The following is a 10425-nucleotide window of genomic DNA, read 5'->3' on the forward strand; positions in this document are numbered from 1 at the left end:
GTAAGGAATTGAGAGATACACAATGGACACGTCAGAAGCCACATCATCGCATTTAAGAGGCTTTGCTAAATTTCATATAGATTTGAATAAGTACGTGAAACTGTCGGTGACAGCTCTTAATCACTTGTCGAATACAAGTACTGACTCCAAGGAGTTATCTGATCTTATTGCCGAATTGATCAAAGGTGCAGGTGAGCGCTGGTACCCTACAAATTATGTAGATCCACACAAGGAGATTGAAGATTTAAAATTTCAACTTACCGAGTCAGCTCTAATGAGGGTTTATTCCTCGTTTGAGGTTTTTCTAGACGAAATATCAGGTTCTTATAGCGAATTCAAAGTGAAAGATCCTGTTGAGCTAGATCCAGCATCATATGGTGTAACAGCTACCAGGTTATTTGCTGCTTTTGGCTGGGGTACTGAAAACATCAAATATCTACTACCTGTTTATCATTTCTATAATGTCGCACGACATTGTGTAGTTCATCAAATGGGAAAAGCTAACAAAGAGCTAACTGAACTTTCAGTTTCAGATGATTTTCTTGATGCAATTGAGAATTGGCCAACAGTGAATCCAGGAAATAAATTATCACCACCACCAACAGTCAAAGATAATCAAAAAATTGATTTGAGGCCTCATCACGCCATAACCTACAGTGATGTGTGTTATCGCCTAGCTTCAGAGATAAATAGAAAATTAATTGAAATGGTTGGCTATGAGTACATTGTGCGGTTTGTTGCAATCGAAAGAATTTTGAAAAAAGACACTCTTGATTATCCGCCATGCAAGGATGCATATCATTATCTAAGGCATATCCTAAAAGAGGAATACAAAGTTAAGAATGTCGAATTCTCTTTAATTAAGGAAGTGCTAGAAAAGGAAGGAATCAGAAAGAAATGTTATCACAAACATGCTTCGATGCTGGCACGTGCCTAACAAAGCATTGCAGCGGACAAGCCGCTGAATGCGGCGTTAGCATTCCATGAGAGATTACGAGTAATTTAATGAGAAAGAAAATTCCAGCTCCAGTAATAGCCGTGTTGTCGGAAAATATGGCTGTCCATGAAACGCATGCTAGCCTAGATAATTTATTCTCATATGCCGAAGCCCCAGGCGAGCCGCCTGATGGTTCGAAGCCTGTTAAAGTTCAAGCATGGCTTCGTCGAGTCAATAAAGAATCAGACTACCCCCTGGTTGTCCTCGGACGACTTGTCGAGTGCTATATGGAACTGCCTGAGGTAGAAGATATCGCACCTTCTTGGTTTGGAGGCCCGAACGTAGATGTAAAAAGGGATTTCAAAGAGAAGCTGGAAGCGATTCTTTCTAGATGCAATCTTACCTACCTCACTGGTGGGATTATTTCCGACGGAAGTTCCGCTCCAAGCCGGTCGCTAGCTGAATTGATTAAAGGCCGAGATATTCCTTCTATTGATGCAGAATTTAATCGTGCGCTTGCGAATGTAAATTCAGAGCCTAGAGAGGCTGTATCCGCTGCATGCAATATTCTTGAATCCATTTTCAAGACGTATATTGCCGATGAAAAGCTAGTTGTGCCCCAGAAGCAGGATCTTCAAAATGTATGGAAGGTGGTGCGTGCCGACTTGGGGTTTGATCCTGCCGCTTTGGAAGATGATGATCTCAAGAAAATTCTATCCGGCGTACTGTCAGTAGTTGACGGAATCGGTGCTTTCAGAACCCATGCAAGCTCCGCTCATGGGCAAGGCCGCAAAATATACAATCTAAAGCCACGTCATGCACGGTTAGCCATCCATTCCGCTCATACCATCGCACTTTTTGTACTGGAGACTTGGGATGAGAGAAAGGTTAGAGCGTAATGCTAACAATGCAAATCAAGGCGACGGCTTTTCCGTTCCGGCTTCACCCTCACTACAAAGCCGCGCTTGCTTGTGGCGTTGGACAATGGAGTAAGATAAGTTGCACGTAGTGCTTTTTCTGTCAGCCCTCCTGCTTCTCGCCGTCGGTTCCTACCTTGCGTTCCTCGCCAACGTCGCCGGTGCGAGCGCGACGTACGGGGCTGCAGTTTTCTGCCTGATCTTTGTTTTCCTTCGTGATTTCAAGAGTTTCAAGGGCTTCGGGCTGGAGGCGGAACTGCTTGAGCGCAAAATAGAGGAGGCGGACAAGACACTGTATCAACTGAGAGCTATAACCGTTCCTATCGCAGAGATGCTCTTCTCCAACGTCGCCCGCGCCAACCGCATTGGTGGTCAGATGCCTAGGCGGCAGCGGCATGAACTTATGGAGCGGATACAGTCAGAGCTTCGCACTTGCGGAGTTCGACCTGAGCAGATTGAAAAGGCGAAGGTAGATTGGCATCGCTTCAACCTGATTGATCTTTCCCGGCCGGTACTTAACCCCCTAGAGGTAGCGGTCGAGGCCTTCATGGGGAGGGAGCTTCAGAAGGTGGGAGCGAGTGAGCACACCTCACCTGGGATTGAGCTAGCCGAAGCATATCGAGAGAAGGTTCGAGGTTTGCGAGGAAGGTCATCAGATCCGTCACTTCCTAACCTTGTAGAAGAGTTCATCAATTCTGCCTCTTTCCTTGATGATGATGCTAAGCGCCATGTTCGCGAGGAGGTAGAGGGGCCGGCACGAGAACTGAGGCACTACCATACGCATCGAGACTTTCTGGATCGAGAAAAGTGGTTTGCTAATGGATGAACGGGAAATCGTCCAACATGACGCTGCAGCCGACGGGTCTGCCACGACTGAGCTTGGCGTTGAGGCTGTAGAAAAAAACCTTTGACAGCCAGGTTTTGGTAGGATCGGGAAAGCAAACGGAGAGTTGTCGGCATGCCGCGCTTCAAGGTTTACAGCTACGATCAGAACGTCATGGCGGTGTTGAATTACCAGCACCCGCTCCAGCCCGAGATGTAGACCTGTTGCAAGACCAGCATCATCGGCAAAGCTTTTCTTTGATACCGTACCGCATGAAACCTCGCTGTTAGGCCTTATTGATCGATGTGCTCAATGTTCGGACAAGCATTGCTGATGTCAATTTTGGCGATGAGCGCTAGACGGTTGTTGCGCGGTGCGCATCATGCTATGGTTTCTTCATGATTAAATCATTCCGGCACAAAGGGCTGAAACGGTTCTACTCGACTGGCAGCACCGCTGGCATACAGCCGGATCATGCCAAGAAGCTACGTATGCAGCTTCTTGCTCTGGATACCGCCACTTCAGTCGAAGATATGAACATCCCTGGCTTTAGGCTTCACCCATTGAAAGGGAAAGACAAAGGGCGATGGTCGATTTGGGTGAACGGAAATTGGCGTATGACGTTCGAATTTCAGGACGGCAACGCCTACATTCTTGATTATGAGGATTATCACTAATGACGATGCATAATCCGCCGCATCCTGGTGAATTTATTCGGGAAGTGTATCTGGAACCCTTTGGCATTAGCTCGCGTCAGCTTGCTTCGAGTCTGGGCGTTTCACCGTCCACGTTGTCCCGGCTGCTCAAAGGAGAAAGTGGCATTAGCCCGGAAATGTCGCTGCGCCTTTCCAAAGTGCTGGGGCGTAGCCCTGAGAGCTGGTTGGCGATGCAGGATATGCATGATCTCTGGGTGGCGCGGAGTACGGTCAATCTGGATGGCCTCCATCCACTGGAATTTAACGCCGCTTGATAAGCGTTTGACATGGCGGCTTTGCCTCCATGAGGTTGCCGCACCCTACCAGTGTTAAAAGCCAGTGATCGCCAGGTCCAGAGCTCCGACAATTTGGTCTCTAACATGCGAGAGAGAGCCGATGGGATTCTGTAGATGTTTTTCAGGCACCGACGAAATCTGTGGCGTTAACAGCAATAGCGCCTGATCGCCAAAGCTGATTTCCGGAGTGAGTCCTTGCAGGGTGTCGTTGCCGAAGGCGGAACGGTTGCCCAGCGGGATGACGATGCGAGTGGCCAGTTCGCTTAGCAAACTGCTTTGCACATCCACAAGGTAGGGGTAGTGCGCTTTGCTGGTTTTGCTTGGATTAGGGTATACATCGAACTGTGCCATTAAAACTCCCTGAATTCGTCGCCAAAGCATCCGTATTGTTCGACAAAATTGTTATAACTTTTTATCGCAGCTCGATTTTCTTCGACCCATCGTTGTGCTTCGCATTTGGCAAGCTCTTCTTTCAGCGCTCGCTCCAGGGTGGCAGACAAGTTAATGTTCAATTCACGTGTCCTGCGCAGCAGGTCGCTATTGATTGAGAGGTTCGCTGCTTTTTTGGGTGCGGCTGCATCGTAGAGTTCGGCCATCGTCGTCTCCTGGTGGCTCTTGATGTATCGTCTGATTTTATGCGCATGGTAATGCGCATTCAAGCACGCCTCGTTGCTTCGAACGTCACCCCTTCACGCTCATTGTTGACTCGCCAATAAGATATGAACCTACTCTTCCTCGGCACTTCCGCCGGTGTGCCCACCAAACAACGCAACGTCTCCGCCATCGCCCTGCGCGAGAGCAAAGGCAAGGGTTGGTACCTGATCGATTGCGGGGAGGGCACGCAGCATCAGGTGTTGCACACCAAGCTGTCGTTTCATTCGTTGAAGGCCATCCTGATTACCCATATGCACGGTGACCACTGCTACGGGCTGCCGGGCATATTGGCGAGTGCAGCAATGGGCGGGCGTACGGCGCCGCTGACCCTTGTGGCACCCAAGGGTATCCAAACTTGGTTGGAGGCGACGTGCGAGGTGACGCAGCTCTGCTTGCCCTTCGCGCTGGAGTTCATCTGCTCCGATGACCTGCCCAGCATCGAGTTCGAGAACATGGCGGTGGCAACGTCTGCGCTTTCCCATCGCGTGCCGTGCTACGCCTATGCGTTCACCGAGCGCAACGTGGAGGCCGCCCTGGATGTGGATACATTAGATCGGCATGGCATTCCCAGAGGGCCGTTGTGGGGGCAGTTGAAGCAGGGCGTGGATGTAACGTTCGAAGGCAAGCCGCTGCGCAGCCAGGATTACCTGCTGTTCAAACACACCCCGAGAAAGGTGGTGATTGCCGGAGACAACGACCGGCCCGAGCTGTTGGCGCAGGCGTGCGCGGGGGCGCAGGTGCTGGTGCACGAAGCCACCTACACCGAAGAGATGGCCGAAAAGGCCGGTGAGATAGGGCATAGCTACGGCAAGCAGGTGGCGGCGTTTGCTCAAGCCATCAAGCTGCCCAACTTGGTGCTCACCCACTTCAGCCCTCGTTATCCGCTTATCTCCCATACCTCGCCCTCCATTGAGGATATCCGCAAAGAGGCGCAAAGCGTCTATTCAGGCGCGCTCTACATGGCGCGGGATTTTGGCGAATACAGCTTGGATAAGGTAGGCCAGTTGACTGAACTGCCGTACGAATAGCCGATGTCACCGTGCCACGTCTTGATAGCCCACCGGGTAGATCAGTCGCGGCAGTAGCCTTCACCTGTTTTAACTACCAGGCAGTATTCCTTTTCCAATAGCCATTTCATGCCGGTGGCTTCGCCATCGCCAGCTCGGAGCAAGTGTTGGCCGTCCTCGCGGTTGAAGCGAATACCCTCGGCGGTTGCTTGGCCTTCGAAGGTGCCGCGTTGATCAGCATCCAGGCCATACTGCATTTCAAGTAGGTAGTGGCCGGGGCCTGCAGGTTCGTTTTTGCTGATGGCCAGAAATAACCCTTCTACGCCGGTCCATCGGCCAATCCATTGATCGGTTAGCTGATGGTGGGGCGGGTGTTGCTCGGTTGCCGTATCCGGAGCAGGCGCGCTAGATGACGCGGTGTTGCTGCTGCACCCGCTTAGTAGCAACACGGCGATGAGTGCTAACGCGGCTTTTTCCATGGTGGCCTCCGTAATCGGTACTGCCGTTACTCACTATATATACGTACCATGCTGTCAGTTGGATCGAATGTTGGAATATGTCGAAGAGGAGTTCCATGATGCAAAAGGTAAGAATCGACCTAGTCTCCGATGTGGCCTGCCCGTGGTGCGCCATTGGCTACCGGCGTTTGGAGCAGGCGCTAGAGACGCTCGAGGGTGAAATCGACGTCGAGCTGGTCTGGCAGCCCTTCGAGCTGAATCCTGATATGCCGCCTGAAGGCGAGCCGATTCTGGAGCACTTGTGCCGCAAGTACGGCAAGGATGCTGCCAGCATGGAGCAGTCCCAGCGCGAGATTATGGCGGTGGCCGAGGAGCTTGGACTAAATTTCCAAGGAGCCCTGGAGCGCCGGGCGAACAACACCTTTGCCGCCCACCGCGTGCTGGCTTGGGCCGGAACCCAACACCAAGAGACAGCGCTGCAGTTGGCGCTGTTCGAGGCCTATTTCGGTGAAGCGAAAAATCCCGCTGACCCCGAGGTGCTTCGCGAAAAGGCCATCGAGGTGGGGCTGGACGGCGACACCGCCGAGGCTATCGCCCGCTCTGATCAATACGCGGACGAAGTGCGTGAGGCCGAGCAGCGTTTTCGGCAGGCAGGGGTCAACGCCGTGCCTGCGTTCATTCTCGAAGGGCGTTATTTGATTTCAGGTGCCCAGCCTGCTGATGTGCTGGTGGATGCGCTGCGCCAAGTGGCCGAAGAGAACGCTAGCGGCTAAGGTTGCCGGATGCACGGTCATTCATAGGGCATCACCAGCGGCCCGCGAGCTTGAAGGGAGTCACGATGAAAACGATTGGCTTAATCGGCGGGATGAGTTGGGAGTCCACGCAAATCTACTACCGCCTTATCAACCAGCATGTGCGCGATGCGCTGGGCGGGCTGCATTCGGCCAAAGTGGTGCTATACAGCGTCGATTTTGCCGAGATCGAGGCGCTGCAGCACCAGGGCGACTGGCAGGCCACCGCCGAGATACTGGCGGCAGCGGGTAAGTCGGTCGAGGCCGCCGGGGCCGATTTTCTGGTGCTGTGTACCAACACCATGCACAAGGTGGCTGAGCCGCTGGAAGCGGCGGTCTTCATTCCGCTGCTGCATATCGCCGATGCCACGGCCCAGGTGCTGCAGCAGCAGGGCATTACCTGCGTGGGGCTGCTCGGCACGCGGTTTACTATGGAGCAGGCGTTTTATATCGAGCGCTTGCAGCGTCACGGCATCGAGGTGGTGGTGCCCAACGAGCCACAGCGCGAGCGCGTGCATTCGGTGATTTATCAAGAGCTGTGCCTGGGCGTAGTGAAGGCAGATGCCAAAGCTGACTACCTGGATATCGTCGCTTCGCTGGCTGAGCGCGGCGCGCAGGGCGTGATTTTAGGCTGTACAGAGATTGGCCTGTTGATTCAGCAAGCGGATACGAGCGTGCCGCTGTTCGATACCACCGAGCTCCACGCAGCGCAGGCGGTGCAGTGGGCGTTGGAGCATGGTTAGTCAGACGCCTGTGTAGTGACATTTTTAAGCGCTGGCTTCTCAAAGAGGCCAGCGCTTTCTTCCTTACTGCAAAAACTCCCGCAGTGTATCGCTGGCTTGCTCGATGGAAACGACGCCATCCAGGTGGCCTCGGTTGCCTTCCAGCGTTTCCAGGATTACCTCGGTGCCGTCGGCTTCAATCAGCTCGGCGGTGCGGCGTACACCTTCGGGGGCGAAGACCAAATCATTCTCGCTATACAGCATCAGCGTGGGCGCTTCGATGGCGGCCAGCCCCGCTTCCAGCGAGTCGCCGTAGCCAGCCATGAAGGTCTGGTTAGCGCGCACCAAGTAGAGCAGGTGGTTGGCATCGGAGAGCTTCGCCCGTGCGCCTGCGATGTCATCCAGGGTTTGCTCGATGGCATAGCGAGCGTTGATATCCTTGGCGGGGTCGCGAGCGTCATCTGCCCAATCGCGGTTGAACGCTTCGTTGGCCCATTGCCAGTGGTTGGCATTGAGCGTGACCAGCTTCAGCGCCTCCTTTAGCCCATCGGTGGGCGGCTCTCCGTCGTAGTAGTCGCCTTCGTTCCAGTGGGCATCCAGGCGAATCGGCGCGGCCCAGGCGCTTAGCGTGGCCAGCAGCCATGGGTCGGCCACGCCGCCACCAATCACAGGGATCAACCGCTCAACGCGTTCAGGGTAGGCGCTGGCCCACTCAATGGCCTGCAGGGCACCCATGGAAGCACCCATCACCGCATGCAGCGATTCAATGCCTTGGCTTTCCAGCAGAGCGCGCTGCACTTCGACAAAGTCACGAATAGTCACCACGGGAAAATCCATGCCCCAGGGCTCGCCAGTATCGGGGTTAATGGAGGCTGGCCCGGTGGTGATCACGTTCGGGTCATTCGCCCCCAAGTTGACCAGCGTATCGGAAGAGATGATGTAGTACTCATCGGTATCCAGTGGCTTGCCAGGGCCAATGATGGCATCCCAGTAGCCGGTGGGCTCACCATCGGCGCTGTAGCGGCCTGCGGCGTGGCTGGTGCCAGAGAAAAAGTGGGTAATCAGAATCGCGTTGTCGCGAGCCTCGTTTAGCTCACCGTAGGCTTCCCAGCCGATCGTCACGTTGGGAATCGTCTCGCCGCCCTGGGTGGTAAAACTCTCCATCTCGAATGTCTGCTTCTCGACTAGGCCATCCCAGGCCCATAAGGGTGTGGCCAACAGCAGGCCAAGGCTGGTGAACGAGGCTACCGCCACGAGCGTATAGGGTTGCTTGCGTCGCATGCGCTTTCCTTTTTGAAGGTTATTGTGGTTGTTGTCGGGCTACGCGGGGCAGCCACCTTCTCAGCATAGTCCGCATGAGCGGGGTGTGGGGCAGAGGGGGGCTGGTGATGGCTGCGTACAGGCAAGCCCCAGTGACAGGGAGAGTCATCGTAGAGCGCCATGAGGGAGTATCGCGCTTTTACGGTGCTTGCATGGAGTATATGGAGCCTTCAAATGTGTCAAGTGAGAGGCCGGACGACAAATTAGTAGCGTTTTTATTGTTTGTCTTTTTTTCTCGCGCGATCTTCAAGCCCAGAGCGGGGGCGCTGAGGTCGTGCAGGTGGCAACTGTCGTAGGTGTGCCAGTGTAACGCGGGAAGATCGCCAAACTGGCTGACATTAGGCGCGCCGTTGGCGGTCAGCTGGTGTTGCATTGCCATGCCCGCCCCGCGCCATCTACACGGTGCCGCTAATCAACCATACGTGGCTGTGGTCGTCGCGAACGCTTATCTATAGAAGTCGCGACCCCGAGTCAGCAAGCCCTGGGGCCATTGCAAAAGGAATTGGCTTCCCTCATGTAGCTCCGGTCTTCAGTGTCTACACCACGCCAGTCAAAGATGCTGTGACTAACGTAAAGCTCAGGCATTATTTAATTATGCTCTACAGGTGTAATTCTAAAACCGCCACCCCACCCCACATATCCTTCAATACCGCTATCAAGCTTAACTTTATAATATGCAGCGTCTTTTGCATAACGTGTGTGCATTACTGAAGCAACCTCACCTTCCTCCAACATACCAATAACACTTGCACGAGGTGGGCCATCAGATGGATAGTCCTCATATACAGCCACCGGCGCTTCGGCTATTAAAAAAAGTTCTGGATTATCTTTACAGCTCATGATTCCTGCTGCAGCAAAAACTGCAACACCTCCAAAAATAAAATTCCGTATCATTTGGCCCATGGCGCACTGGTCCCTGTAGCAGGAATTGTTTGCGGATAAAACTCAACTTCTTTCGCCAGCTCGGAGTCAAGCAGCGAGTTACCAAGTGATACCGGTAATAACTTCCCGCCGAGGTCATGGCCAAGCTCTCTTAAACAGTTCTGTATTGGAGCGCCACAGTTATTTTTCAATGCGTTGTATGAATCATTAAAATTGCTCATACAGCTCTGCAATTGCGACTCTTGCTCTGAAGAAAGATTAAGCGTAGTTCCAACGCCACTTCGGAAAGCATTGTTACCAAGGTAAACTTCAGTAGGCAAGATGGACATCCCACTCGGACCAAATGAGTATGTCGTATCATTAATGCTCGTAGACACATGTCCAAATGATGACGCCCCCCATCCAACTGGCTGCCATATGGTTACAACTGTTTCTAAGCCCTTGGGATCTACGTAACCAATAGGGTTGTTGTTAACATAAACATATAAATTCATCCCACCTTGGAGCCCAATCGGGTCCTGACTAATATACCGCCCCTGCTGTGGGTCGTAATAGCGGTGGCGGTTGTAGTAGAGACCGCTCTCTTCGTCGTGCCACTGGCCCTGGAACCGGATGGGTTGGGCGGTGTGGCCGCGTTCGTGTTGGGTGGCGGCCCAGTCGTGGGGCTGGGCTTGCCAGGCGGTCTCGCCGTGGGCGTTGACCAGTTGCATGGGGGTGCCCAGGGCATCGGTGACGTAGGCGCTGAGGCGTTGGCCTTGCGGGGTATCTTCAATACGCAGCATCGGCACAAAACTGCCCGGCTCATACACCACGGTGGTGCGCTGTTGGTCGGTCTCTTCCCGGACGATGCGGTCGCCGTCCCAGCCGTAGTGGGTGGTGGCGGTGGTGCCGTCGGGGTGGCGCACGGTTTTGCTGATGCGCGG

At 53.6% G+C, this 10425-nt stretch carries 15 protein-coding genes; 8 read left to right on the top strand and 7 right to left on the bottom strand.

Annotation, left to right across the window (positions count from 1 at the left end; genetic code table 11):
• Positions 1 to 22 precede the first annotated feature (22 nt).
• From FHJ80_RS00295 to FHJ80_RS00315, 5 genes are all read left to right on the top strand, one after another.
• Positions 23 to 937, top strand: a complete 915-nt coding sequence (locus FHJ80_RS00295; protein ID WP_139525085.1) for a hypothetical protein — start codon at positions 23 to 25, stop codon at positions 935 to 937.
• Between the two features lie 68 nt (positions 938 to 1005).
• Positions 1006 to 1836 (top strand): abortive infection family protein, encoded by an 831-nt coding sequence (locus FHJ80_RS00300; protein WP_139525086.1) that lies wholly within the window; start codon positions 1006 to 1008, stop codon positions 1834 to 1836.
• Positions 1837 to 1936: 100 nt separating this feature from the next.
• A complete protein-coding gene (locus FHJ80_RS00305; RefSeq protein ID WP_139525087.1) occupies positions 1937 to 2680 on the top strand; it encodes a hypothetical protein in 744 nt (247 codons plus the stop codon).
• 395 nt (positions 2681 to 3075) lie between these two features.
• Positions 3076 to 3354, top strand: coding sequence for a type II toxin-antitoxin system RelE/ParE family toxin (locus FHJ80_RS00310; protein WP_139525088.1), 279 nt, complete (start codon positions 3076 to 3078; stop codon positions 3352 to 3354).
• A complete protein-coding gene (locus FHJ80_RS00315; protein WP_096922277.1) occupies positions 3354 to 3647 on the top strand; it encodes a HigA family addiction module antitoxin in 294 nt (97 codons plus the stop codon). The genes FHJ80_RS00310 and FHJ80_RS00315 overlap by 1 nt, the downstream gene beginning before the upstream one ends.
• A gap of 54 nt (positions 3648 to 3701) precedes the next feature.
• On the opposite strand, the gene FHJ80_RS00320 is transcribed toward FHJ80_RS00315, so the two are convergent.
• Both FHJ80_RS00320 and FHJ80_RS00325 read right to left on the bottom strand, forming a co-directional pair.
• Positions 3702 to 4019, bottom strand: a complete 318-nt coding sequence (locus FHJ80_RS00320; RefSeq protein WP_139525089.1) for a CcdB family protein — start codon at positions 4017 to 4019, stop codon at positions 3702 to 3704.
• Positions 4019 to 4264, bottom strand: a complete 246-nt coding sequence (locus tag FHJ80_RS00325) for a type II toxin-antitoxin system CcdA family antitoxin (protein WP_139525090.1) — start codon at positions 4262 to 4264, stop codon at positions 4019 to 4021. The genes FHJ80_RS00320 and FHJ80_RS00325 overlap by 1 nt, the downstream gene beginning before the upstream one ends.
• Before the next feature lie 123 nt (positions 4265 to 4387).
• On the opposite strand from FHJ80_RS00325, the gene FHJ80_RS00330 reads away from it, so the two are divergent.
• Positions 4388 to 5350 carry a ribonuclease Z gene (locus FHJ80_RS00330; protein ID WP_139525091.1) on the top strand — a complete coding sequence of 321 codons (963 nt, stop codon included), beginning with the start codon at positions 4388 to 4390 and terminating at the stop codon, positions 5348 to 5350.
• Between the two features lie 41 nt (positions 5351 to 5391).
• Here FHJ80_RS00330 and FHJ80_RS00335 read toward each other — a convergent pair whose 3' ends face one another.
• Positions 5392 to 5808 (bottom strand): hypothetical protein, encoded by a 417-nt coding sequence (locus FHJ80_RS00335; protein WP_139525092.1) that lies wholly within the window; start codon positions 5806 to 5808, stop codon positions 5392 to 5394.
• A 98-nt stretch (positions 5809 to 5906) separates the two neighbouring features.
• Between FHJ80_RS00335 and FHJ80_RS00340 the strand changes: the two genes are divergently transcribed.
• The gene (locus FHJ80_RS00340; RefSeq protein WP_139525093.1) at positions 5907 to 6560 is read left to right on the top strand and encodes a DsbA family oxidoreductase; all 654 of its coding nucleotides are present in this window, start codon (positions 5907 to 5909) and stop codon (positions 6558 to 6560) included.
• A gap of 65 nt (positions 6561 to 6625) precedes the next feature.
• The gene (locus FHJ80_RS00345; protein WP_139525094.1) at positions 6626 to 7321 is read left to right on the top strand and encodes an aspartate/glutamate racemase family protein; all 696 of its coding nucleotides are present in this window, start codon (positions 6626 to 6628) and stop codon (positions 7319 to 7321) included.
• A 63-nt stretch (positions 7322 to 7384) separates the two neighbouring features.
• On the opposite strand, the gene FHJ80_RS00350 is transcribed toward FHJ80_RS00345, so the two are convergent.
• From FHJ80_RS00350 to FHJ80_RS00365, 4 genes are all read right to left on the bottom strand, one after another.
• Complete coding sequence (locus tag FHJ80_RS00350; protein ID WP_139525095.1) at positions 7385 to 8581, bottom strand: homoserine O-acetyltransferase; 1197 nt, start codon at positions 8579 to 8581, stop codon at positions 7385 to 7387.
• A 178-nt stretch (positions 8582 to 8759) separates the two neighbouring features.
• On the bottom strand, positions 8760 to 8999 hold the full coding sequence (locus tag FHJ80_RS00355; RefSeq protein ID WP_139525096.1) for a hypothetical protein: 240 nt from the start codon (positions 8997 to 8999) through the stop codon (positions 8760 to 8762).
• A gap of 209 nt (positions 9000 to 9208) precedes the next feature.
• Positions 9209 to 9523, bottom strand: coding sequence for a hypothetical protein (locus FHJ80_RS00360; protein WP_139525097.1), 315 nt, complete (start codon positions 9521 to 9523; stop codon positions 9209 to 9211).
• Positions 9511 to 10425 (bottom strand): RHS repeat-associated core domain-containing protein (locus FHJ80_RS00365; protein WP_139525653.1); only part of this gene is annotated, 915 nt, incomplete at its 5' end. The genes FHJ80_RS00360 and FHJ80_RS00365, both read right to left, overlap by 13 nt.

The organism is Halomonas sp. BL6 (assembly GCF_006228115.1).
Taxonomy (GTDB): Bacteria; Pseudomonadota; Gammaproteobacteria; order Pseudomonadales; family Halomonadaceae; genus Vreelandella; species Vreelandella piezotolerans.

Coding starts and splice junctions, on each gene's coding strand:
- FHJ80_RS00335 (WP_139525092.1), bottom strand. CDS start 5,808: ATGGAAAAAGCCGCGTTAGCACTCATCGCCGTGTTGCTACTAAGCGGG.
- FHJ80_RS00295 (WP_139525085.1), top strand. CDS start 23: ATGGACACGTCAGAAGCCACATCATCGCATTTAAGAGGCTTTGCTAAA.
- FHJ80_RS00330 (WP_139525091.1), top strand. CDS start 4,388: ATGAACCTACTCTTCCTCGGCACTTCCGCCGGTGTGCCCACCAAACAA.
- FHJ80_RS00310 (WP_139525088.1), top strand. CDS start 3,076: ATGATTAAATCATTCCGGCACAAAGGGCTGAAACGGTTCTACTCGACT.
- FHJ80_RS00355 (WP_139525096.1), bottom strand. CDS start 8,999: ATGGCAATGCAACACCAGCTGACCGCCAACGGCGCGCCTAATGTCAGC.
- FHJ80_RS00345 (WP_139525094.1), top strand. CDS start 6,626: ATGAAAACGATTGGCTTAATCGGCGGGATGAGTTGGGAGTCCACGCAA.
- FHJ80_RS00315 (WP_096922277.1), top strand. CDS start 3,354: ATGACGATGCATAATCCGCCGCATCCTGGTGAATTTATTCGGGAAGTG.
- FHJ80_RS00360 (WP_139525097.1), bottom strand. CDS start 9,523: ATGGGCCAAATGATACGGAATTTTATTTTTGGAGGTGTTGCAGTTTTT.
- FHJ80_RS00350 (WP_139525095.1), bottom strand. CDS start 8,581: ATGCGACGCAAGCAACCCTATACGCTCGTGGCGGTAGCCTCGTTCACC.
- FHJ80_RS00325 (WP_139525090.1), bottom strand. CDS start 4,264: ATGGCCGAACTCTACGATGCAGCCGCACCCAAAAAAGCAGCGAACCTC.
- FHJ80_RS00320 (WP_139525089.1), bottom strand. CDS start 4,019: ATGGCACAGTTCGATGTATACCCTAATCCAAGCAAAACCAGCAAAGCG.
- FHJ80_RS00300 (WP_139525086.1), top strand. CDS start 1,006: ATGAGAAAGAAAATTCCAGCTCCAGTAATAGCCGTGTTGTCGGAAAAT.
- FHJ80_RS00340 (WP_139525093.1), top strand. CDS start 5,907: ATGCAAAAGGTAAGAATCGACCTAGTCTCCGATGTGGCCTGCCCGTGG.